General features: G+C 55.7%; 25 protein-coding genes and 1 pseudogene. 13 read left to right on the forward strand and 13 right to left on the reverse strand.

Annotated features, from left to right (window positions below; translation table 11 throughout):
* The first annotated feature begins 230 nt into the window (after positions 1 to 230).
* Positions 231 to 731 (forward strand): GNAT family N-acetyltransferase, encoded by a 501-nt coding sequence (locus B5P39_RS18930; RefSeq protein WP_000376623.1) that lies wholly within the window; start codon positions 231 to 233, stop codon positions 729 to 731.
* A 175-nt stretch (positions 732 to 906) separates the two neighbouring features.
* Here the strand turns inward: B5P39_RS18930 and istB are convergent, their stop codons facing one another.
* Both istB and istA read right to left on the reverse strand, forming a co-directional pair.
* Positions 907 to 1,692 carry an IS21-like element IS1326 family helper ATPase IstB gene (istB, locus tag B5P39_RS18935; protein ID WP_000983249.1) on the reverse strand — a complete coding sequence of 262 codons (786 nt, stop codon included), beginning with the start codon at positions 1,690 to 1,692 and terminating at the stop codon, positions 907 to 909.
* Complete coding sequence (gene istA / locus B5P39_RS18940; protein WP_001324342.1) at positions 1,679 to 3,202, reverse strand: IS21-like element IS1326 family transposase; 1,524 nt, start codon at positions 3,200 to 3,202, stop codon at positions 1,679 to 1,681. The genes istB and istA overlap by 14 nt, the downstream gene beginning before the upstream one ends.
* Before the next feature lie 122 nt (positions 3,203 to 3,324).
* Here istA and B5P39_RS18945 point away from each other — a divergent pair, with 122 nt between their 5' ends.
* The gene (locus B5P39_RS18945; protein WP_000287615.1) at positions 3,325 to 4,869 is read left to right on the forward strand and encodes an IS3 family transposase; all 1,545 of its coding nucleotides are present in this window, start codon (positions 3,325 to 3,327) and stop codon (positions 4,867 to 4,869) included.
* Positions 4,870 to 4,919: 50 nt separating this feature from the next.
* Here B5P39_RS18945 and B5P39_RS18950 read toward each other — a convergent pair whose 3' ends face one another.
* The 9 genes from B5P39_RS18950 to merT form a co-directional block, all read right to left on the reverse strand.
* A complete protein-coding gene (locus B5P39_RS18950) occupies positions 4,920 to 5,780 on the reverse strand; it encodes a TniB family NTP-binding protein (protein ID WP_000344784.1) in 861 nt (286 codons plus the stop codon).
* A gap of 2 nt (positions 5,781 to 5,782) precedes the next feature.
* Complete coding sequence (locus B5P39_RS18955) at positions 5,783 to 7,462, reverse strand: Mu transposase C-terminal domain-containing protein (RefSeq protein ID WP_000179844.1); 1,680 nt, start codon at positions 7,460 to 7,462, stop codon at positions 5,783 to 5,785.
* Between the two features lie 74 nt (positions 7,463 to 7,536).
* On the reverse strand, positions 7,537 to 8,244 hold the full coding sequence (locus B5P39_RS18965; RefSeq protein ID WP_000204520.1) for an EAL domain-containing protein: 708 nt from the start codon (positions 8,242 to 8,244) through the stop codon (positions 7,537 to 7,539).
* Positions 8,241 to 8,477 (reverse strand): broad-spectrum mercury transporter MerE, encoded by a 237-nt coding sequence (gene merE / locus B5P39_RS18970; protein ID WP_000993386.1) that lies wholly within the window; start codon positions 8,475 to 8,477, stop codon positions 8,241 to 8,243. Before merE ends, B5P39_RS18965 begins: the two co-directional genes overlap by 4 nt.
* Positions 8,474 to 8,836 (reverse strand): mercury resistance co-regulator MerD, encoded by a 363-nt coding sequence (gene merD, locus B5P39_RS18975; RefSeq protein ID WP_001277456.1) that lies wholly within the window; start codon positions 8,834 to 8,836, stop codon positions 8,474 to 8,476. The genes merE and merD overlap by 4 nt, the downstream gene beginning before the upstream one ends.
* A gap of 17 nt (positions 8,837 to 8,853) precedes the next feature.
* Positions 8,854 to 10,548 (reverse strand): mercury(II) reductase, encoded by a 1,695-nt coding sequence (gene merA / locus B5P39_RS18980; RefSeq protein ID WP_015063453.1) that lies wholly within the window; start codon positions 10,546 to 10,548, stop codon positions 8,854 to 8,856.
* A 38-nt stretch (positions 10,549 to 10,586) separates the two neighbouring features.
* Positions 10,587 to 11,012 (reverse strand): organomercurial transporter MerC, encoded by a 426-nt coding sequence (gene merC, locus B5P39_RS18985; protein ID WP_000522996.1) that lies wholly within the window; start codon positions 11,010 to 11,012, stop codon positions 10,587 to 10,589.
* A gap of 27 nt (positions 11,013 to 11,039) precedes the next feature.
* The gene (merP, locus tag B5P39_RS18990; RefSeq protein ID WP_000732275.1) at positions 11,040 to 11,315 is read right to left on the reverse strand and encodes a mercury resistance system periplasmic binding protein MerP; all 276 of its coding nucleotides are present in this window, start codon (positions 11,313 to 11,315) and stop codon (positions 11,040 to 11,042) included.
* Between the two features lie 15 nt (positions 11,316 to 11,330).
* On the reverse strand, positions 11,331 to 11,696 hold the full coding sequence (gene merT, locus B5P39_RS18995) for a mercuric ion transporter MerT (RefSeq protein WP_001294656.1): 366 nt from the start codon (positions 11,694 to 11,696) through the stop codon (positions 11,331 to 11,333).
* A gap of 71 nt (positions 11,697 to 11,767) precedes the next feature.
* On the opposite strand from merT, the gene merR reads away from it, so the two are divergent.
* From merR to B5P39_RS19010, 3 genes are all read left to right on the forward strand, one after another.
* On the forward strand, positions 11,768 to 12,223 hold the full coding sequence (gene merR, locus B5P39_RS19000) for an Hg(II)-responsive transcriptional regulator (protein ID WP_001166628.1): 456 nt from the start codon (positions 11,768 to 11,770) through the stop codon (positions 12,221 to 12,223).
* 114 nt (positions 12,224 to 12,337) lie between these two features.
* Positions 12,338 to 13,573 (forward strand): RHS repeat-associated core domain-containing protein, encoded by a 1,236-nt coding sequence (locus B5P39_RS19005; protein ID WP_016808914.1) that lies wholly within the window; start codon positions 12,338 to 12,340, stop codon positions 13,571 to 13,573.
* Entirely contained in the window at positions 13,570 to 13,842 is a 273-nt protein-coding gene (locus B5P39_RS19010; RefSeq protein ID WP_000787563.1) for a MafI family immunity protein, read from the forward strand. Before B5P39_RS19005 ends, B5P39_RS19010 begins: the two co-directional genes overlap by 4 nt.
* A 97-nt stretch (positions 13,843 to 13,939) precedes the next feature.
* Here B5P39_RS19010 and B5P39_RS19015 read toward each other — a convergent pair.
* Positions 13,940 to 14,230 (reverse strand): annotated as a pseudogene (locus B5P39_RS19015) (IS4 family transposase); the annotation flags it as partial.
* A gap of 473 nt (positions 14,231 to 14,703) precedes the next feature.
* On the opposite strand from B5P39_RS19015, the gene B5P39_RS19020 reads away from it, so the two are divergent.
* Both B5P39_RS19020 and B5P39_RS19025 read left to right on the forward strand, forming a co-directional pair.
* A complete protein-coding gene (locus B5P39_RS19020) occupies positions 14,704 to 15,003 on the forward strand; it encodes a hypothetical protein (RefSeq protein WP_011872911.1) in 300 nt (99 codons plus the stop codon).
* Between the two features lie 166 nt (positions 15,004 to 15,169).
* Positions 15,170 to 15,622, forward strand: a complete 453-nt coding sequence (locus tag B5P39_RS19025) for a hypothetical protein (protein WP_000791469.1) — start codon at positions 15,170 to 15,172, stop codon at positions 15,620 to 15,622.
* 15 nt (positions 15,623 to 15,637) lie between these two features.
* Here the strand turns inward: B5P39_RS19025 and B5P39_RS19030 are convergent, their stop codons facing one another.
* Positions 15,638 to 16,300, reverse strand: coding sequence for a hypothetical protein (locus B5P39_RS19030; RefSeq protein WP_015063586.1), 663 nt, complete (start codon positions 16,298 to 16,300; stop codon positions 15,638 to 15,640).
* 200 nt (positions 16,301 to 16,500) lie between these two features.
* Between B5P39_RS19030 and B5P39_RS19035 the strand changes: the two genes are divergently transcribed.
* The 6 genes from B5P39_RS19035 to B5P39_RS19065 all read left to right on the forward strand — a co-directional run bounded on the left by B5P39_RS19035 (position 16,501) and on the right by B5P39_RS19065 (position 21,194).
* Entirely contained in the window at positions 16,501 to 16,782 is a 282-nt protein-coding gene (locus B5P39_RS19035; RefSeq protein ID WP_000575657.1) for a hypothetical protein, read from the forward strand.
* Between the two features lie 298 nt (positions 16,783 to 17,080).
* Positions 17,081 to 17,617 carry a hypothetical protein gene (locus B5P39_RS19045; protein ID WP_000949433.1) on the forward strand — a complete coding sequence of 179 codons (537 nt, stop codon included), beginning with the start codon at positions 17,081 to 17,083 and terminating at the stop codon, positions 17,615 to 17,617.
* A 2-nt stretch (positions 17,618 to 17,619) separates the two neighbouring features.
* Positions 17,620 to 18,630 (forward strand): tyrosine-type recombinase/integrase, encoded by a 1,011-nt coding sequence (locus B5P39_RS19050; RefSeq protein WP_000543934.1) that lies wholly within the window; start codon positions 17,620 to 17,622, stop codon positions 18,628 to 18,630.
* Between the two features lie 4 nt (positions 18,631 to 18,634).
* Positions 18,635 to 19,504 (forward strand): 3'-5' exonuclease, encoded by an 870-nt coding sequence (locus B5P39_RS19055; protein ID WP_000997323.1) that lies wholly within the window; start codon positions 18,635 to 18,637, stop codon positions 19,502 to 19,504.
* Entirely contained in the window at positions 19,501 to 19,992 is a 492-nt protein-coding gene (locus B5P39_RS19060; protein ID WP_000139717.1) for a hypothetical protein, read from the forward strand. Before B5P39_RS19055 ends, B5P39_RS19060 begins: the two co-directional genes overlap by 4 nt.
* Positions 19,993 to 20,318: 326 nt before the next feature.
* Positions 20,319 to 21,194 carry a DNA replication terminus site-binding protein gene (locus tag B5P39_RS19065; RefSeq protein ID WP_001097010.1) on the forward strand — a complete coding sequence of 292 codons (876 nt, stop codon included), beginning with the start codon at positions 20,319 to 20,321 and terminating at the stop codon, positions 21,192 to 21,194.
* The last annotated feature ends 108 nt before the right edge of the window (positions 21,195 to 21,302 follow it).

The following is a 21,302-nucleotide window of genomic DNA, read 5'->3' on the forward strand; positions in this document are numbered from 1 at the left end:
CACCCACGCGCCTGGAGATCTGCGAAGCGCAATCACCTTCTCGGAAACCCTCGCGAAATTTCGCAGTCGCGACGCCAGAGACCGAGGGTTAGATCATGCCTAGCATTCACCTTCCGGCCGCCCGCTAGCGGACCCTGGTCAGGTTCCGCGAAGGTGGGCGCAGACATGCTGGGCTCGTCAGGATCAAACTGCACTATGAGGCGGCGGTTCATACCGCGCCAGGGGAGCGAATGGACAGCGAGGAGCCTCCGAACGTTCGGGTCGCCTGCTCGGGTGATATCGACGAGGTTGTGCGGCTGATGCACGACGCTGCGGCGTGGATGTCCGCCAAGGGAACGCCCGCCTGGGACGTCGCGCGGATCGACCGGACATTCGCGGAGACCTTCGTCCTGAGATCCGAGCTCCTAGTCGCGAGTTGCAGCGACGGCATCGTCGGCTGTTGCACCTTGTCGGCCGAGGATCCCGAGTTCTGGCCCGACGCCCTCAAGGGGGAGGCCGCATATCTGCACAAGCTCGCGGTGCGACGGACACATGCGGGCCGGGGTGTCAGCTCCGCGCTGATCGAGGCTTGCCGCCATGCCGCGCGAACGCAGGGGTGCGCCAAGCTGCGGCTCGACTGCCACCCGAACCTGCGTGGCCTATACGAGCGGCTCGGATTCACCCACGTCGACACTTTCAATCCCGGCTGGGATCCAACCTTCATCGCAGAACGCCTAGAACTCGAAATCTAACGTCCGTTCGGGCATCGAGGTCCATGTCGGGGTGGGACGGGCCCGTGGCTTCAAGATCACTTGCAGTCCGACCGCGATGTCTTGGTTGCGCGAGAGGTTGTCGATATCTGTTGATTTGCACCCAAATTTGACCCGGGATTTGCATTGAATTTTGACCCACCCCTTGTTGTCAGAATTATGTCTCGATTTTCAGTTTGCGGGTCTGTTTTTCCTCCTGCTTATTCTGAGTTGAACTGTGTTTGAAGCGGTAACTTTCATTGCCGGTTTCCAGGATGTGGCAGTGGTGGGTTAGTCGGTCCAACAACGCTGTTGTCATCTTTTCATCGCCAAACACTCGGCTCCATTCCGAGAAGCTCAAGTTGGTGGTCAGTATCACGCTGGTTTTTTCGTACAGCTTTGAGAGCAGGTGAAACAGCAGTGCCCCACCGGTTTGGCTAAAAGGCAAATATCCCAGCTCATCCAGAATCACCAAATCGGCATACAACAGACGGTTTGCGATTTGTCCCTGACGCCCAGATGATTTCTCTTGCTCCAGTGCATTGACCAAATCCACGGTGGAGAAGAAACGCACCCGTCGGTTCAAGTGCATCACTGCTTGTGTACCAATGGCTGTGGCCAGGTGAGTCTTGCCTGTGCCTGGCCCACCAATCAGCACCACGTTCTGGGCTTGTTCCATGAAGTCGCACCGGTGCAATTGTTTGACCGTGGCCTCATTAACCAGGCTTTGACTGAAGTCAAAGCCCACCAAGTCCCGATACACGGGGAACTTGGCCACCCGCAATTGATAGTTCACCGAACGTACTTCACGCTCTGCCACTTCAGCTTTAATCAAGCTGTCCAGCATGGGCAAGGCTTGATTAAATGCTGGTGAATTCTGATTGCCCAACTCCTCAATGGCGTGTGCCATGCCAAAGAGTTTCAAGGATTTGAGGATTCTCACATGGCCTTCATGCTGCATCATGGGCTCTCCTTAAACTGTCATAGCGGTTCACGTTGGCCTGTGGTTCCAATGTCAGCCTTAACCCCTTGGGAATTGGAATCGGTTTGGGTGGAGGTTCTTCGGTCAAACGTCCCAACAGATTAAGCACATGCTCCTTCGATGGCTTGCCACACTCCAATGCCAATTCCACAGCACTGAGTACCGCACCTTCATCGTGGTGCAATACAAGGGCCAGAATTTCCACCATGTCACGGTCACCGCCGGGGCGTTGCAGCAAGATGGATTGAAGCTTCTTGAACGCGGGTGGCAATTCAGCAAATGGCGCACCATTGCGCAACGCCCCAGGTTTCTTCTGAAGCACAGACAAGTAATGGTGCCAGTCGTATTGTGTGTGGCCACGCCGAGCGTGGCCACTGCCAAACAATCTTGGATGCTCGGCAATGTGTTGGCCTTCGGCAGCCATCACCAGCTTGTCTGCATAAATCCGAAGGCTGATGGCCCTGTTGGCGTAACTGGCAGGAACGCTGTAGCGATTGCCCTCGTGGTGAACAAGGCAGGTTGAAGTGACTCGCTTGGTTTGCTCCACGAATGCATCAAAGGCATTGGGTAGCGCCATCAACTCGCCTTGTTCATCGGCAAAGGCCTCTTGCACGGTTTGGTCCAATTCGGGGTGGCGCAGCTCAGACCACAGCGCTTTGCAGCGATGCTCAAGCCACACATTCAAATCAGCAAGGCTTTGAAAGTCTGGTGCCCCTTGCCACAGGCGTTGGCGGGAATCCTGCACGTTCTTCTCAATCTGGCCTTTCTCCCAACCCGATGCTGGATTACAGAACTGCGCATCAAACAGGTAGTGGCTGACCATGGCAGTGAACCGCTGATTGACCCTGCGCTCTTTGCCACGCCCCACCGAATCCACAGCGGTCTTCATGTTGTCGTAGATGCCGCGCTTGGGAATGCCACCGAAGATTTGAAAGGCATGCCAGTGGGCATCAAACAGCATTTCATGTTTTTGCTGGTAGTAAGCCCGAAGCACAAAGGCCCGGCTGTGGGCCAACTTAAACTGGGCAATCTGAAGTTTGACCTGTTTGCCCGCTATGCGGGCAAAGTCCTCACTCCAATCGAATTGGAAGGCTTCGCCACAAGCAAAGCGCAAGGGGATGAAACAACCCTTGCCCGAGGTTTGCGCCTTGAACTGTTCGGAATCTTTCCACTGTCGGGCAAAGGCACACACTCGGTCATAAGACCCGGTAAAGCCCAAAGCGACCAAATCCCGGTACATGCTGCGCAGGTTTCTGCGCAGCTTCTTTGTCTTTTTGTGCTCGGTGGAGAGCCACTGCCTTAACTTGGGCTCAAAAGGACTTAACTTGCCAACGCTGTCTCGCGCTGGGTACTGCGGTTCAACCACCTTGCTTTGCAAATACTTGCGAACGGTGTTCCTGGACAGGCCGCTTCGTCGGGCTATTTCCCGAATCGACGCACCATCGCGAAAATGCCAGCGTCGAATTGCGCTCAATATCGCCACGTTTATCACTCCTTGATTTCTCCCGCCATATCCAGACGGGAAACAGTGTCATACGTGGGTCAAATTTCGACGCAAATCTTTACCCTAAGTTGGGGTGCGGACAAAATCTTGGACTACTTTAGGAGTAGTTCATGTATTCGTATGAAGATCGCCTTCGAGCCGTGAGGTTGTACCTGAAGCTTGGGCGCCGGATGAGCGCCACACTACGGCAGCTGGGATACCCCACCAAGAACTCGCTGAAGGCCTGGTTGGCAGAATTCGAACGGAATCAGGATCTTCGCCGAGGCTATCAACGGATAAAACGGCAGTACACCGATGAGCAAAAGCAACGGGCAGTAGATCACTATATCGAACAAGGCTACTGCCTGAGTCACACAATCCGAAGCCTGGGCTACCCAAGCCGCGAGGCCTTGCGTGCCTGGATCCGTGATTTACGCCCTGAATTCGCTAGGACGGTCGTCGGCAGCAGCGCTCCCACAGTCGCCCGCTCTCGCCTCGAGAAGCAGCAAGCCGTCATTGCACTGAACCTGCGCGTAGGTTCGGCAAAGGATGTGGCCGACACTGTCGGTGTATCGCGACCAACGTTGTATAACTGGCAGCATCGATTACTTGGCAAAGTGCCCCTAAAACCCATGACAAAGAAGAAAGGTGACACCTCGCTCGAGCAGCGGCATGAGGCACTACTCAGGGAACTGGCCGAACTGGAGAGCCAGAACCAGCGGCTTCGCATGGAGAATGCAATTCTGGAGAAGGCGAGTGAATTGATAAAAAAAGACATGGGCATCAACCCCCTCGAACTGACAAGCCGAGAAAAAACGAAGGTGGTTGATGCCCTCAGAGTCACGTTTCCATTAGCCAATCTGTTGTGCGGCCTGAAGCTGGCGCGCAGCACATACTTCTATCAACGCCTGCGGCAGACGCGGCCCGACAAGTACACGCAGGTGCGTGAGGTCATTCGGACTATCTTCGAGGACAACTACCGCTGCTATGGCTATCGACGCATTGATAGTGCCTTGCGCCTTGGTGGCATGCGTGTGTCCGAGAAGGTCGTGCGTCGCTTGATGGCGCAAGAGCGTCTGGTCGTGAGAACACCGCGCCGCCGGCGCTTCTCGGCGTATGCTGGCGACCCGACACCAGCGGTCCCGAATCTGCTGAATCGCGACTTTCACGCGTCGGCGCCGAATACGAAATGGTTGACCGATCTGACGGAAATACACATTCCGGCAGGGAAGGTCTACGTCTCGCCGATCGTCGATTGCTTCGATGGGCTGGTGGTGGCCTGGAATATCGGCACCAGCCCGGATGCGAACCTGGTCAATACCATGCTGGATCACGCGGTACGGACACTGCGACCCGGTGAGCATCCGGTTATCCATTCGGACAGGGGCTCGCATTATCGCTGGCCTGCGTGGATCCGCCGCACTGAAAATGCCCAATTAACGCGGTCGATGTCCAAAAAGGGCTGCTCGCCAGACAATGCTGCATGCGAGGGCTTTTTCGGACGATTGAAGACCGAACTAATCTACCCGAGGAATTGGCAGCACGTGACGCTGAAAGACCTCATGACGCGAATCGATGCCTATATCCACTGGTACAACGAGCGCCGCATCAAAGTGTCGCTTGGCGGGCGTAGTCCCATCGAGTATCGTCATGCGGTCGGATTGATGTCCGTATAAACCGTCCAAGAAATCGTCCGCACCCCCAGTGGGTCAATTTTAGATGCAACTCAACAGGCCATGCTGAGTGTGCGATGGTTGATCGCTTCCTCGCCGCTCTCCACGGCGACGATGGCCGCCGCCATCAGCAAGTGCGCCAGTTCCCCTATGGTGCCCTCGCTGCGTGTGAGCAGGTAGCGAGCCATGTCCAGCGTGGCAATTGGGGAAGGCCGGCGCAGCGGGAGCGAAGCGGCGAAGCTGGCCAGCAGTGAGCAGCAATCGTCGTTGGCCTCCCATACCGGCAGCATCATCGGCTCGAAGCGATTTTCCAACTGGTCATCGGAGCGGATGGCTAGGTAGGCGTCGCGCGTGCCTACCCCAACCAACGGGATGCGCAGTTCGTTGCCGAGGAAGCGCAGCAGGTTGAGGAATTCCCGGCGGTTGACGCTGTTGCCGGCCAGCACGTTGTGCAGCTCGTCGATCACCAGCATGCGCACGCCGACCTTGCGCAGCAGTGCCAGAGCCAGTTGCTCCATTTCCGGCAACCGTGGGCGTGGGCGCAGCGGCGCGCCCATCGCGGCGAGCAGCGCGACGTAGAAGCGGATCACGGACGGCTCGGACGGCATCTGCACGACCAACACCGGGATGTGCTCCTGGTCGGCGTCGGAGCTGGCCGGGTGGGTGCGGCGGAACTTCTCGACGATCATCGACTTGCCATTGTTGGTCGGGCCAACCAGCAGCAGGTTGGGCATGCGTTGCTTGTTTGGCCACGCATAAAGGGCTTCCAGCCGGTTCAGCGCCTCGACTGCGCGCGGATAGCCGATCCAGCGGTCGGCGCGAAGGCGCTGGATGCGCTCGTCCGCCGGAAGACGGGCCAAGCCCTGGGCCGCCGGCAGCAGGTGGGACAGGTCGATGATGGGATATTCGTCCACGGCTACCACTCCTCAATCTGGTCGAACGGTTTGGCGGGTGGCAAGTTGTCTGCCTGCGGGTCGGCAATATCCGTATCCGGCGGAACGGGCTTGTCCGGCCGAGCTGATGTCTTGAGGTGCTGGCGGCGATCCGCGTCACGCCGCGCCTTGCGTGTGGCCTTCTGCGCGCTGGTCACAATCTCACGCATCTGGCCGATCATGCGGAACAGCGCCGACTCATCCACCTGTTCGCGCCCTTGCTGCCGCAGTTTCGCCAGCGCCTGCCGTTGTTCCCAGAGGGTGACAGCCGGATGCGACAAGGTACGGTAGGGAATTTCCAGGTAATGCTGTCCCTCCGGTTCCAGGACCCAGATACGGCTGATGTCGCGCGGATCGCGCCGGATCAGAAAGGACGGCCAGCGTTCACGCCGCGCAATCCACGGCTTGAGCGCATCGGCGTAGTAGTGGATGTGGTCGATGACAAAGCCGGTGCGGGTCAGCGTGCGCCGGAGGATCGGCAGAAAATCGACCAGGAACGAAGTAGCGCGTGTGACGACGGCCGGTACGCCGACACGCGCCACGGCCTCGGCCCAGCGCGCGGCCGGCGGTTGGAGCAGGCCGTTGTGCACCGAACCGTGGTAGGTGCCGACCGCCAATGTGAGCCAGCGCTCTAGCTCGCGCAGCGTCAGGGCGGCCTTGTTTTCGGAATCGTAGTCGCCGCGCTGGTCAGGGTTGGAGAAGGTCGTTCCCGGCAGTTCGTCGTGAATCATCTGCATCGCCGTGCCGATGATCCGTTCCACGATGCCGCCATAGTGCGGCTGTCCCAGCGGGCGATAGTCCAGCCGGATGCCATGCTGCTCGCAACCCCGGCGCAGGGCCTCGCTCTTGAACTCGGCCGCGTTGTCTAGGTAGAGCAGCAAGGGCTTGCCGCTCATCTGCCAATCCATTTCCACGTTCAGTCCTTCCAGCCAAGGGCGCTTGTCGCAGGCGACATGCACGAGGCACAGGCCAACCGAAACGGCAGACGGCGCTTCCAGCGTGACGACCATGCCGAGCACGCAGCGGGTGAACACGTCGATGGCGAGGGTCAGGTACGGGCGGCCAATAGGTTGCCGGTCGCGGTCATCGACCACGATCAGGTCGATGACCGTATGGTCTATCTGCACCTGCTCCAGCGGCGCGGTCACGGCAGGAGGCTCGCCGCCCACACCTTGTAGGTCACGAGCGGCATCCTGGCCTTCCCGCCGGCGGATGACCTTGCGCGGGTCAAGGCTAGCGATCCGTAAGGCCACGGTATTGCGCGCCGGCACTCGCAGTTTTTGAGCCTTGCACACCTGAGTGACTTCGCGGTGAAAGGCCGCTAGGCTGCGCTTCTGCTTGGTCAGGAACCGCTTTTGCAGTAGCTCGTGGATGACGCGCTCGACCGGTTCCGGCAAGCGCCCCTTACCTTTACCTCCACCGGACTGGCCGGGCACCAGATCCGTCACGAGGCCGCTGCCTTGCCGGGCACGCCGGATCAGAACGTATACCTGGCGCCGAGACAAGCCCAGCGCCTGAGCCGCCATATCGGCCGCTTCGTGCCCGACCGTCTCCGACTGCGCCAACGGACTGATGATCTCCGCACGACGGCGCGCACGCTCCCAAGCCTCATCAGGCAGAGTGGCCACGCCTTGTTCTGGAATCCGTGGGGTGTCCGTCGCCATGCTCACCTCGCTTTGGTGCACACGAGTATTGAGCATAGTCGAGATTGGTGCAGATCACTTCTGATATTGAACTGTCAGGAGCTGGCTGCACAACAGCCATTACGCCCAATCAACTGGTGCAGTCGTCTTCTGAAAATGACATCCATGCCCAGCCCGTGCGCGAGCTGGATCACCGCCCGCACGATAGTTTGGTCACGGGCATCATCCGGGAGCCTGGCGACAAAGGATTGGTCGATTTTCAATGTGGTGATGGGGCAGCATTTCAGATGTTGCAGGCAGGAATAGCCGGTGCCGAAGTCGTCGGCGGCGAAGCGCACGCCGATGGCGCGCAAGGCGTCGAAACTGGCGAACAGGGCTGGATTGCCGAATGCGACCGATTCGGTCAGTTCGATCTCCAGAAGCTCGGCGGGCAGGGCCATATCGGCCAGCACCCGCTTTACCTCGTCGTCGAACGTTGGCCCAACCTGGCTGGCGGACACATTGATGGCAAGACGGAACGGTTGCCATGCCGGTCCTTGCCACTTGTGCATCTGGCGACAGGCCTCGCCCAGCACCCACGCGCCTATTTCCGGCATCAGGCCGAACGACTCGGCCAGCGGCAGGAACTGGCCGGGCGGCAACAGGCCAAGCCTCGGATGCCGCCAGCGCATCAACGCTTCCGCGCCAGCGATCCGGTGATCGCGCAGATCGACCAGCGGCTGGTAATGCAGGTCAAGCTGTCCGCGCGCCGCCGCCTGCGCCAACTCGGCCGCCGTCCATCCGGCGGGCTGCGAACTCGTCATGATCCGCCCCGGAAGGCGCGCAGCAGCCGCGTTACGGCCAGAACGAACAAGCCGGTCAGCGCGAGCGCGGCAACACCCCAATGCTCGCCAAGGAAGGCACCGGCGGTCGTCCCGGCCAGCACGGCGGCGAGAATCGGCAGATGGCAGGGGCAGGTCAACACGGCCAGCGCACCCCACAGGTAGCCGGAAACGGGTTGGCGCGTCTCGGGCGGCAGTTTGTCAGGGGCGTTCACGGCAATGCCTCCTCGTGCGCCCGCTCGGCTGGCATGGAGGCCAGTTGCGCGTCCAGATGGGCCAACGCCGCGCGCCGCCGCTCGACCAACTGGCGCAGCACGGCAAGCTGCGCTGCGGCTTGTGCGCCGTCCGCTGCGTCGAGCGCACGGCACAGCCGCGCCAGGGCATCCAGGCCGATACCCGCCTCGAAGGCCGCGCGCACGAAGCACAGCCGTTGCAAGGCCGCATCGTCGAACACGCCGTAGCCGCCCGTGGTGCAGGCCACCGGCCGTAACAAGCCGCGCACCAGGTAGTCGCGCACGATATGTACGCTCACCCCAGCGTTATGGGCCAGTTGCGATACCGTGTAGGCGCTCATCGCACACCTCCTTGTCCTCACCCGGCGCAGCAGGAAAGCTGCTTCACATCCTTGTTGAAGGTCTGCGCCGCGAGCTTCAACCCTTCGACCATCGTCAGGTAGGGGAACAACTGGTCGGCCAGTTCCTGCACCGTCATCCGGTTGCGAATCGCCAGTGCGGCCGTCTGGATCAGTTCGCCCGCTTCCGGGGCCACTGCCTGCACGCCGATCAGTCGTCCGCTGCCTTCTTCAACCACCAGTTTGATGAAGCCGCGCGTGTCGAAGTTGGCGAGCGCGCGCGGCACGTTGTCCAGCGTTAGCGTGCGACTATCAGTTTTGATGCCGTCATGGTGCGCTTCCGCCTCGCTGTAGCCTACGGTCGCCACTTGCGGGTCGGTGAACACCACGGCCGGCATCGCGGTCAGGTTCAGGGCCGCGTCACCGCCGGTCATGTTGATCGCGGCGCGAGTGCCGGCCGCTGCCGCCACATAGACGAACTGCGGCTGGTCGGTGCAGTCGCCTGCGGCGTAGATGTGTTCCACGCTTGTACGCATGCCGGGGTCGATGACGATAGCGCCTTGCGGGGTGAGCGTGACGCCCGTCGCATCCAGTGCCAGCTTGCGTGTGTTGGGCGCGCGGCCGGTGGCGACCAGCAGCTTGTCGGCGCGCAGTTCGCCGTGCGCCGTGGTGAGCACGAATTCGCCGTCCCCTTCACCATTGATATACGCGACCTGGCTGGCCTGGGTGTGTTCCCTCACCTCGATGCCCTCCATGCGGAATGCGGCCGTGACGGCTTCGCCTATAGCTGGGTCTTCGCGGAAGAACAGCGTGCTGCGAGCCAGGATCGTCACCTTCGCTCCGAGTCGGGCGAACGCCTGCGCCAGCTCCAGCGCCACCACTGATGAGCCAATCACGGCCAGGCGCTTAGGAATCGTCTCGCTGACCAGCGCTTCAGTGGAAGTCCAGTACGGAGTGTCTTTCAGGCCGGGAATCGGCGGCACGGCCGGGCTCGCGCCGGTGGCGATCAGGCAGCGGTCGAATGCCACCACGCGCTCGCCGCCGTCGTTGAGTTGCACGATCAGGTTGCGATTGTCCTTAAAGCGGGCGGAGCCGTGCAGCACAGTGATCGCCGGATTGCCCTCCAAGATGCCTTCGTACTTGGCGTGGCGCAGTTCATCGACGCGGGCCTGCTGCTGGGCCAGCAGCGCCGTGCGCTGGATGGTCGGCGTGGTAGCGGCGATGCCGCCATCGAACGGGCTTTCCCGGCGCAGATGGGCGATATGGGCGGCGCGGATCATGATCTTGGACGGCACACAACCGACATTGACGCAGGTGCCGCCGATGGTGCCGCGCTCGATCAGCGTGACACGTGCGCCTTGCTCGACGGCCTTCAGCGCCGCTGCCATCGCGGCCCCGCCGCTGCCGATGACGGCGATATGCAATGCGCCGCTGCTACCCGTCTTGTCGTTTCTGCCCAGCAGATCGCGCATCTTGTCGAGCAGGCCGGCGCGGTTGTCCGTCGGTGGCGCATCGGCAAGCGTTGCCTCGTAGCCCAGTCCGGCCACGGCGGTAGTCAGCGCATCCGATGACGTGCCCGCCTCAATGGCGAGTTGCGCTGTGCCCTTCGGATAGGACACCAGCGCCGATTGCACGCCGGGCACTTTCTCCAAGGCTTCCTTGACGTGAGCCGCGCACGAGTCGCAGGTCATCCCGGTGATTTTCAGGGTGGTCATGTATTTTTCCTTTTCTGTGGTGGCTACGGCTGTTGCCGTCAGCCACGTTGTTCTGGCAATTCACAGCTGTCCGGCCCGCAGCGGCGATGTGCTGGCGAGATGAAATCCCAGACCGACACCCCAACCATCAAGGCCAGGCCGACATAGAGCAGTCCACCGCTCTGCCAGCCGTAAGCCCGCATTAAAAACACCGCTGCCAGCACCAAGATCGGGCCTATCGTGCCGAGCGCCGTGCGTCGCCACTGTCGATGATTGAGCCAAGCGATAGCATTGGCGAGTAACGCGATGCCGGCGAACATCGGCAGCAGGATGCCAATGAATAGCCCCTCGTACTGGCTCAAGAAGCCCAGTCCGATGGCCGCGCCAAAGCTGGCGATGGCAGGAAAACAGGCGGCGCAGCCCATCGCGGAAACGACGCTGCCGAGCGCGCCGGTTTTGCCAGCGATGCGCGTGATGAGTCCCATGTGTCGCTCCCGAGTTCGGTTAACGGATCAGCGTTTGAGGCTGGACGGATAGCCCGCGTCCTCGGTCGCCTTGGTCAACTTCTGGACGTTGGTCTTGGCATCGTCGAAGGTGACGACGGCCTGGCGCTTGTCGAAACTTACGTCGGTCTTGCTCACGCCCTCAACCTTGGAAAGCGCGTGCTTGACAGTGATCGGGCAAGAGGCGCAGGTCATGCCAGGCACGGACAGCGTGACGGTCTGGGTGGCGGCCCACACGGGGGCAACAACGGCAGCGAGGGCGAGGGCGGCAAACAGTTTTTTCATGATGAACTCCTGTGATTAATAGAAAAATGGCATGACGTAGGGAAATCCGAGCGAGACCAGGACCAGCGCGGCCACGATCCAGAAAATGAGCTTGTAAGTAGCTCGCACTTGGGGAATCGCGCAGACCTCACCCGGTTTGCAGGCTTGCGCCGGGCGGTAGATGCGCCGCCAGGCGAAAAACAGCGCGACCAGCGCTGCGCCGATGAAGATCGGGCGATAGGGTTCCAGCACCGTCAGGTTGCCGATCCATGCCCCGCTGAACCCCAAGGCGATCAAAACCAGCGGCCCCAGGCAGCAGGCCGACGCAAGAATGGCGGCCAGCCCACCGGCGAAGAGCGCGCCGCGCCCGTTTTGTGGTTCAGACTTTTGTGGTTCAGACATACGCTTGTCCTTTCAAATTTGGTTTGGATAGCTTAAGCTTACTTCCGTAGTTATGTACGGAGTCAAGCGATATGCAAATTAATTTTGAGAATCTGACCATTGGCGTTTTTGCCAAGGCGGCCGGGGTCAATGTGGAGACCATCCGGTTCTACCAGCGCAAGGGCCTGCTGCCGGAGCCAGACAAGCCCTATGGCAGCATTCGCCGCTATGGCGAGGCGGATGTAACACGAGTGCGGTTCGTGAAATCGGCCCAGCGGCTGGGCTTTAGCCTGGACGAAATCGCCGAGCTACTGCGGCTGGAGGATGGCACCCATTGCGAGGAAGCCAGCGGCCTGGCCGAGCACAAGCTCAAGGATGTGCGCGAGAAGATGGCCGACTTGGCACGCATGGAGGCCGTGCTGTCTGAACTGGTGTGCGCCTGCCATGCGCGGAAAGGGAACGTTTCCTGCCCGCTGATTGCGTCACTGCAAGACGGAACGAAGCTCGCTGCATCGGCGCGGGGGAGTCACGGGGTGACTACGCCTTAGCGTGCTTTATTTTCCGAATTCTGAGACGACCCCAATCTCAGCTCATCAGTCAATCAGTCACTCGGTTATGACGCGGTTGGCCGCATCACCTCTGCTGAGGGGCTCTATGGCGTTTTGGGCTATGGCTATGACGCCACCGGCAACAGGACCTCGATCACGACCGATGGCCTGAGCCAAAGCTACACCATCAACTACATGAACAACTGGCTGGTGAAGACTGGGCAAACCTCCAGAAGCTATGACGCCAATGGCAACCTGACGAAGCAGGGGGCGGATACCTTCACCTATGACAGCCAGAACCGGCTGGTGGCCGCAACGGTCGCTGGAGTGACAGCAGCTTACACCTACAACCATCTGGATCAGCGTGTAACTAAGACCCTAAACGGCCAGACCCGCCTACTGATTTACGGCTTGGCAGGAAACCTCATCGAGGAGCTGGACGCAGCCACTGGAGACGTGCTGGCGGAGTATATCTGGCTCGATGGCACCCCCTTGAGCTTTGCTCAGTCAGGACAGACCTATCAAGTCCACGTCGATCATCTGGGCACCCCGAAGGCGCTAACCGACGCCAGCGGCCAAGTGGTTTGGAAGGCGAGCTACAGCCCGTTCGGTAAGGCCAGCATCACCACTCAGGGGCCGACCTTCAATTTGCGGTTCCCAGGACAGTATTACGACGCGGAGACCGGGCTCCACTACAACTGGCGGCGTTACTACGACCCGAATACCGGGCGTTACATCACCAGTGACCCGATTGGGCTGGCTGGTGGGATTAACACCTATGCCTATGCGCTGAGCAACCCGATAGGCAATGCAGATCCAACAGGGGAGTTTGTGCCGCTTCTTCTGGGGGCTTATGTTGCCATAGACTTTGCCTTGAGCGCTTGGGACGCCTATGACACCTTCAAGACCATCACCAGTGATTGTGCGACCTCAAGAGAAAAGTGGATTTCCGGGGGGCTTTTTGCTGCTGGGATTATCCTGCCTGGCAACTATAAGGCGCTAGGGAATGTTGCGGAACGCGCTTTTAAAAATACGGCTGATGATTTTGTAGACCTAGCCAGTTCCCAGAGACGTAAGCATATTCTTGATGGTGACGCCACTGGTGGAGGGCATCGAGCAGGAACAGGCAAGCCTGGAAAAAGTGAGTTTCCTCAAAGTTGGTCTGATGAAAAAATTATGCACGTCATTTCCGATATAGCTACCGATCCAAATGTTTCTCGAAAGGCTGGGCGCGGTGGTAGGACTATTGCAGAGGCAGTTAAAGAAGGTATTAATGTTCGTGTAATACAAGAATCTAATGGTGATATTGTTTCAGGTTTTCCAACAAACGTACCAAGGAATCCAAAATGAAAAATGAATATAGAGAAATTGAATCCACGCTAGATCTTTTGCTTATGGTGCTGTCTGATTCGTTTTCTGAATCTGAAAGTATAGAAGTGCAAGAATTTATTGATGTGGGTGAGTATGGAATCGCACTAGAAACTATCATTGACATTATTAATGAAGAGTCAAAGAACATAACAAATGAAGCTGAGTTTCTGATTGAAAAAGCAGGGAGGATAATGAATATGGATACTACATCCATTGTAGATAAGATTTCAAAACATATAGATAAATAATAAGATGAAAAAAACCGGTTTAAAATATAGAGCAGTATATCTGCTTGGATTTCCGTTAGCTGGAGCCTTTCATACGTATGTCTTTAGCGAACTAACATCATGATTCATATGTGATTTCCAACACTTTAAAAGCCCCTGATTTTTGATCTCGCTTTACATTTACCCTCTGGCAATGTTCCGCGAGAAACGCAAAAACCTTACCCAATTCCGCAGCAATTTCAGTTATCCCTGAACAAGCCCATTTTATACAAAAGGGAAGCCACCACTGATTGGCTGTTTTGGCCCCGCTGAACATGGACAACACTCGCCGATATTTTTGCTGTGCTCCGTTGATTAACCAACGCTTGAGCGTTGCCGCCAGCAGACTTCCCCAAATCAACGTTTCGGCACACACAAATGCCAGGCAAAGTTTTGCGGGAGTGATCAGGCGAAAGCGTTCAATCATGTGAGTTTGAACACCAAGTGAATTTAATTGTTGCTCTGAAAACAGGGCTTCAAAAATGGTTGAAAATGCGGTAATTTGATTTTGCTTCATTCGTTTTAGCCCTCTGGGCGTTCTATTTTATTCGCAAAATCAATTAGATCACGAATGAAGCACCTATTCAAATCCTAAAGATCATACGTATGTGGAGCCTTTATAGGAATTGCAGTGTTCGCTTTATTAAATTATGTGAATGGGCCTCTAAGCAAATTCGCCTTATATCTGTCCGTTGGTGTTTGGGGGGGGTATGGAGTGTTCTCAGGAATCTATGGATACTTAAATCTAAGGAAAATATTAAAGTTAAAGAGAGCTAATGAGGAATCCAGGGATTAAATACGGCTCACATGGTTCTGCTATTGGCGCAGCATTGGGGACGGCTTATGGAAATCAATAACTGGTTTGATTTTATTATATACACAATTTATTTCTTTGGGGTTGTGATAGTTATCCTTCCTACTGGGGTTATCTTTCTTTGGTTGACATTGAAAAATCTAGTCAAAATGAGAGCCCCGAGATACGAAAAAAAGCACTACAAGTATTTCTCTGCAAGAAATAGATTTGAAGTGTGTGTTGCAGGTGTTTTTTCTGTGGCTTTTTCTGTTTGGTATCTGTTTTTTGCCAAAGGGGGAAATCTGTTTCTTTATCCGTCAGAGGTAATGAGATTTTTTTCAGGCGGATGATAGTGTGGATCAGGCTCTGGCGTTGGCCCAGCCGCCGCCAGCGGCCAAGTGTTTGGAAGGCGAGCCATCATAGAGTCAGTAGAGAGAGATACTTTTGGAAATCAATAGTATTATGATTGGTACAAATGAGTTGTAGCTCCATATTTTAAAGGGGGATTTCAGAGAAATGAAGAATAAGAAGGTAATAACTTTGATAATGGCCGCAGCCGCATCATGCTCGTCAGTCTATGCCGCGACATTACCGACCAGTGAGGTAGACGCATACATACTTGCGATGAACACCATGTCACCTATCACTGCAAAGTACACCATCCAGTACAAGCAAGCGGTTGAGCAGAAATGCAATACAGCCCTGAGCGTTGAGCAGCTCAACTCAAAGGCATTCACCAATGTTGTCCAGGCAATGGTGAGTAGTGAGACCGTCGATAGAATGGGGCTTGATGCTGCTGGTGGATCACTCCAGGATACCCTGTCTGTGATCGGCAAGAACGTCACATGCAGTGACCTGAACGCGCCATTTAAAGCACTCTTGGATGATAAGGACTTCACCAGAAAGCATCAGCACCTATCGAAGGTGCTGCATACTTGGAATGAAGTTGTTTCTCAAAGCAAACCCTGAGTAACAAAAAGGAGCCTAACTGGCTCCTTTTTTAATGGGGATGATGTTACGTTCGTGGACGTTATTTTCACTCGGGATATGTAACGTTGAAAAAGGCGTACCGACAAGAGAGTGGTCACATAGCTCTCCATAATAGATGAGCGACAAAATCTCTTGCTCGTTGATTTTTCCCACCTTAAAAAGGTAATTGATTATTGCTGTATCCAGTAGGTCGTGACACCCATTAAGCAGATCCACGATATTGGCCGCAGCTTCATTTTCCTCTCCGTCATCTCGACCGGCTAATACTGATTCAACCCAAGCCTCAAGGCTCGGATGTCCCTCAGCGAGCTCTATTTGACGGCACTCGTTCTCGATCAACCCTGTGATTGCTTCGTTGAGCGTTCCGCCATAAGTCGGCATGTTGAGAACAACTCCAAATCCGGGGATTTCTTTTTGGATTGGCTTCGCATCCTTGGGAGCTGATTTCAGCCACAGGAAAAACCAGATCCCAGAGCTTATGTCTTCCGGCTTGACCTGGTTGGCCGCAAGGAATTTGGAAACCTCGTTACAGATGATGCCATCTGGCGCTGCCATCTCGTAAATACCCGCCATCAGATCTTCAAGGCTCTTATACATATTATCTCTCGCACCTGTACATGATGTTTTCACTATCGTTGTTAAGCGTTTTTTCAGCAAGTATGTTCCAGCGAGACATCTTATACCATTCCATCCAAATCTGTAAAATTACCGTATTACCGTAATTATGATAATTACGGTAAATAAATTTGAGTTCCTCTTGCTGTTGTTCTACTTATTAAAATGTATCTTTGAAAAAGTAGAGTTTTTGGAATAGGATAGGTGGTGCGAATGCCCACTTTTTACAAGGAGCGCGACCAGTGATTTTTGATGTAAGAGCGACCTTTGAAGTGGCACTCCAGACGGACACCCACCTGGTACTTATCGATCTGGATCAGGGAGCATCAGTTACGAACGATGCTGATGCAGTGATCGCCTGGTTGGCCGCAAACCTCGAAGGTGGAATTGGAAAACGTAAGGTGTACTACCGGGACACCGATGGACGCTTTGATGAGCTCAAGGTTAATGCCGGTGCTTTTGCCGGATTTGCACCTTGTAGCGAAGGCCAGCAGACCACCTTGGCTGGGATGCTCGGCCAGTAACTTTGTGTGGAGAACTCGATGTTAAACAAAAACAAATTTGAGAAAGTTTTAAAGAGAATCCTCGATAAGAACTTTGAGCGCTGCTCTATTTGCAGGAAACCATTCCCTGGACCGTGCCATACTTTTGCTGGTTTGGATTCGGACAATAAAGTTCAGAACGTAGGTTCTTGCTGTCGGACCAGTATTGTGGACTTGCGGCATGGAGGTGTGTATACGACCGCTCCTGTAGATACTCAAGAGGGGCAAAGTCAGGCGCGTGAGCTACTCGCAACACATCCTTGTAAGGGGATGATGGGACATGCTTAGCAAAAAAGTCTTTTTCATTAGTCAAGCGGAGGCCGAAAGACTGGAGCCGGTTCCCGGTGCGGCCATGATCTCCATAACTGACCCAGACAAGTCCCCTGCCGCTCTCGGACAGTGGGGGCAGTTGTACCGCGATAGCTTCTATGACGGCGGCTATTCTGAGAACACCATCCACACGATGAAGGCAGCGTTCCGGATGAATTACGCCTCTTACATTGACTCATCCCAGGCTGAAAAGCTGTCCACCTTCCTGGATGGATTGGTTGGTAGCGGTATCGATCAGATCTTCGTTCATTGCTATTACGGAGAATCCAGAAGTGGCGCGGTAGCGCTGTACCTCCAGAACAAACATGGATTCACTCCGAATAAGCCGATCACCAAGCCCAACCGAACAGTTTACGAATTGCTGTGCAATCCAACCAAGTTTGAACCACTGATGCAAAGCTACGAAACGCAACATATGGAGGAGGAACTACCTCTTCACCTCAAAATATGGGATTTTCTTCTCGTTGCGGTCGGGCTTAGGAGGTAACTTTGCACGACACAAACAATGACAAGGAAGAGCTAGTTTCACATGCGAAAGTAAATGTTCCGGCAGAACAAAGCATTCGCGGTGAACTGTTGCCGTCATCGAGCTCGCTCCGGAACATCCAGGACAACCCCGCCGTCGCCTATCTGGTGAGCCTCGGGTCAAAGCGAAGCAGGCAGACCATGAGCTCATTCCTCAACATTGTCGCCAAGATGATCGGGTTTCAGAACCTTCGTGACTGTGCATGGAGCTCAATGAGGCGGCACCACATATTGGCGGTGCTGGAAATGCTGGGGGATGCAGGGAAGGCTCCGGCAACGATCAACACCTACCTGTCAGCGCTCAAAGGGGTGGCTCTTGAAGCCTGGACGATGAAGCAAATTGATACGGATAGCTTCCAGCACATTAAGCAAGTCCGTTCAGTACGTGGATCTCGACTTCCTAAAGGGCGGGCACTTGAACGCCATGAGATTCGCAGCCTCTTTTTCACATGTGAAAGTGATTCAAGCGCCAAAGGGCTTCGGGATGCGGCCATTCTCGGGGTGCTCCTCGGGTGTGGCTTGCGCCGCTCGGAAATCGTTGCGCTGGACATGGGAAGCATGATCTACAAGGACCGCGCTCTCAAGGTTCTTGGCAAGGGCAACAAAGAGAGAATGGCGTATGTGCCTGGTGGCGCATGGAAAAGACTGGATAAGTGGGTTGAAGAGGTTCGAGGAACGCATGAAGGGCCTTTATTCCCGAGGATCAGGCGGTTTGATGATGTGACTGGAGAGCGGATGTCGGATCAGGCCATCTACCACATCTTGGAGACCAGAAGAGTTGAAGCCGGTCTGGAGATGTTTGCGCCCCATGACCTGCGACGCACCTTTGCCTCCTCGATGCTGGATAACGGTGAGGATATTGTGACCGTGAAGGACGCAATGGGCCACTCAAGCATTGCAACTACCCAGAAATATGACAGACGCGGCGATGAGCGTTTGAAGAGAGCGAGCCAACGCCTCGATATAGCGGATTAACAGCATGAATGATGAAGAACTCGAACTTGCCAGAGCCGAAGCCATGAAAGCCGATAGGTGCTTTTCAAAAGGACGGCTCAGGGACGAATTTCGGATGAAGCCTAAGCCAGGAGTAGAGCCAGTTTCGTTCTACAAAAACGGGTATGGTGGCCAATTTGGAGTGTACCGGATAGCAGATTGCCAACCAATGCGGAGAAGGGGTTGTTCACCGGCATCACAAAAGCAAATAAGGGCGCAATCCATCCTTTCGGTCAAGGCAAGAATGCGTAGCAACCTGGCAAAGGCCTCTGTCATGGCACAAAGGTGGGTCGCTCTGGAACCTCTGGTTCTCGATACCGAGACGACCGGACTTGGTGAAAGAGACCAGGTGATCGAGCTGGCTGTTACTGACATCAGAGGCGCGGTTCTCCTCTGCACCAGATTACGGCCAACCGTGGAAATAGACCCTCAGGCAATGGGTGTTCATGGCATCACCGAGACTGAGCTGTCGAATGAGCCTACGTGGACTCAAGTTGCGCCAGCTCTCGCCCGGCTTTTGTCGGGCCGTCATCTGGTGATATTTAACTCCAGTTTCGACAGTAGGATGTTGAGGCAAACAGCCAGTGCATTTGGAGACCAACTCTCTTGGTGGCAAGAGCAGAACTGTCTGTGCGCGATGAAGCTGGCGGCTGATGCCTTTGGCTCAACCAACCGGCACGGCACAATCTCACTTGCGGATGCCACCTGCGAGGCAGGTGTGAGCTGGAAAGGTCGAGCCCATTCAGCAGCGACCGACGCTATTGCCACCGCCGACTTGGTGACAGAGATAGCCAAAGTCCAACGTGACCTCGTGGTCCAGCTCCAGGAGCTTCAAAGCAAAGGTAATTTGGAATGACAGAACAATCCTACGGCGAAAGTCTCAAATTTTTCTCAGACTGGCAGAAGGACCCCGCGAAACGCACCGGCCTGAATGTGCAACACACGCTAACCAGAGGTGAATATCCTACGGTCAGCATCGAGATTGCGCCGATCAGGGCATCGGGGTCCAGCCCAGACTGGAAAAGCAAGATCACGGTGCAGCTCACTCGCGGCGAACTGACGGCGTTTTGCAGCGTTCTCTTTGGTTTGCGTAGCAAGGCTGAGGGTTCCTATCACGGCGACGCGAAGAATAAGAGCTTTGCGGTTTACAACAACGGCAAGGCCGGTGTTGCGATCATCCTTAGTGAGCGAGGAAACCAGCTCCAGAATTTCATCAATGATGACGACCGAATGGAGCTCGCAGTCTTCGCAGTTCGCCAGCTTTCCAACGCATGGAAAGTTACCCCTTCTGATGCCATCGCGCTGCTACGCCAATCAGCGTGGATGGACCGAAATTTGTCCTAATCGAGCAAATCTAGGCACTCTAAAAGTCGTCCTATAACCACAAAGTTAGACCATCATGCAAAGTGGGGTATAGAGGGTGCCAGCCCCACCCCAGCAGTCCCCCTCAGCCACATTTCTGGCTTGCCCCGCGCTTTTCTTCTTTCTCTCTTTTTCTCTCTTTTTCTCTCTCTTTCTCAATCTAATCTCACACACGAAGGTCAAACAGGGCACCCGCCGACGCGAAGCGGAGGCGTATTCTTGCCCCTCCCCCTCGTTGCATGATGGTCTAAATCTGTCTACTATGTAACCAATGAACTGTTAGAACAAACCCACACATAGGCGGCAGCATGGCTAAAAACTTCATATCAGAACAATTCTCGGCCATGTGCCGCGACTTAACGAACCTGTCCTCTCTTATCAAACGACTACCGCCACGGTACGCAAAAGTTGCGGCCATCCCTCCTACCGGAAAAGGAATGGAGAACGAGCCCGTCAACAAGATTGTCGTAACTGAACAAACTGGGCGCGAAGCTCTTGAGCTGGCAGCGCACAGCTACAGAGATCTTCACATCAACCCAGACTATTCGCAGAAGTCTGCCAGGCGCACCGTGGGGGTACTCTGGTTCTCCCCTTCCAGGATTGGTGTAGCTGACGAAATTGCGGCGACGGTTGAACGCATCAACGCGGCCAAAGCTGGTATCGAGGAGTTCATTATCTCGACGTACCCCACCAGGCAAGAGAGGTTTGAAGCACTTCGAGCGGACTGCCCTGGTGTCATGACTCTCCACCTTTACAGACAAATTCGGTGCTATACCAATGGCGACATCGACTCTATCCGCTTCACCTGGCAACGGAAGGACTCCTTGAAGAAGCCCGTAAAAGAGGAGCTTTTGCAACGCATCAGAGAGGAGCTGGAGCGATCTGGGCCAGACTATCAACTTCCCCTGGAGCAGCTTATCCAGAAGATCGCCAGCACCCCGGAGCCTTATCTCCGGGAGCGAAGGGAAGTAAAGGTTCAACCGGTGGCAAACGTCATGGCCGCAGGGGTACTCAAAACCGTTACCGCGCCAATGCCCCTGATCGTGCTCCAGGATAAGGATGTTCAGCTCAAATTGCTTCGTAACTTTGACGCCTCAGAACAACGCAAAACTCGATCTGATAAAGCGGCATCGGAAATCCTTGGCACCTTCGGTGGAGTCACTATCGAATCCTTCCCTGGATGAATCAGCGTGACCGCGTAACAAGGCTTTTCCGCAGCCGGAAGGGCTTTGTCCCACACAAACAATTCCAATCGACAGCAGCATGATATATAATTATGATAATTACCGTAT

Source organism: Shewanella sp. Shew256 (assembly GCF_002196695.1).
GTDB lineage: Bacteria > Pseudomonadota > Gammaproteobacteria > Enterobacterales > Shewanellaceae > Shewanella > Shewanella mangrovisoli.

Bases quoted from the DNA above. Each gene is read 5' to 3' on its own strand.
- B5P39_RS18930 (WP_000376623.1), top strand. From the start codon at position 231: ATGGACAGCGAGGAGCCTCCGAACGTTCGGGTCGCCTGCTCGGGTGAT.
- istB (WP_000983249.1), bottom strand. From the start codon at position 1,692: ATGATGCAGCATGAAGGCCATGTGAGAATCCTCAAATCCTTGAAACTC.
- B5P39_RS18945 (WP_000287615.1), top strand. From the start codon at position 3,325: ATGTATTCGTATGAAGATCGCCTTCGAGCCGTGAGGTTGTACCTGAAG.
- B5P39_RS18955 (WP_000179844.1), bottom strand. From the start codon at position 7,462: ATGGCGACGGACACCCCACGGATTCCAGAACAAGGCGTGGCCACTCTG.
- B5P39_RS18965 (WP_000204520.1), bottom strand. From the start codon at position 8,244: ATGACGAGTTCGCAGCCCGCCGGATGGACGGCGGCCGAGTTGGCGCAG.
- merD (WP_001277456.1), bottom strand. From the start codon at position 8,836: ATGAGCGCCTACACGGTATCGCAACTGGCCCATAACGCTGGGGTGAGC.
- merA (WP_015063453.1), bottom strand. From the start codon at position 10,548: ATGACCACCCTGAAAATCACCGGGATGACCTGCGACTCGTGCGCGGCT.
- merC (WP_000522996.1), bottom strand. From the start codon at position 11,012: ATGGGACTCATCACGCGCATCGCTGGCAAAACCGGCGCGCTCGGCAGC.
- merP (WP_000732275.1), bottom strand. From the start codon at position 11,315: ATGAAAAAACTGTTTGCCGCCCTCGCCCTCGCTGCCGTTGTTGCCCCC.
- merT (WP_001294656.1), bottom strand. From the start codon at position 11,696: ATGTCTGAACCACAAAAGTCTGAACCACAAAACGGGCGCGGCGCGCTC.
- merR (WP_001166628.1), top strand. From the start codon at position 11,768: ATGCAAATTAATTTTGAGAATCTGACCATTGGCGTTTTTGCCAAGGCG.
- B5P39_RS19010 (WP_000787563.1), top strand. From the start codon at position 13,570: ATGAAAAATGAATATAGAGAAATTGAATCCACGCTAGATCTTTTGCTT.
- B5P39_RS19020 (WP_011872911.1), top strand. From the start codon at position 14,704: ATGGAAATCAATAACTGGTTTGATTTTATTATATACACAATTTATTTC.
- B5P39_RS19025 (WP_000791469.1), top strand. From the start codon at position 15,170: ATGAAGAATAAGAAGGTAATAACTTTGATAATGGCCGCAGCCGCATCA.
- B5P39_RS19045 (WP_000949433.1), top strand. From the start codon at position 17,081: ATGCTTAGCAAAAAAGTCTTTTTCATTAGTCAAGCGGAGGCCGAAAGA.
- B5P39_RS19055 (WP_000997323.1), top strand. From the start codon at position 18,635: ATGAATGATGAAGAACTCGAACTTGCCAGAGCCGAAGCCATGAAAGCC.
- B5P39_RS19060 (WP_000139717.1), top strand. From the start codon at position 19,501: ATGACAGAACAATCCTACGGCGAAAGTCTCAAATTTTTCTCAGACTGG.
- B5P39_RS19065 (WP_001097010.1), top strand. From the start codon at position 20,319: ATGGCTAAAAACTTCATATCAGAACAATTCTCGGCCATGTGCCGCGAC.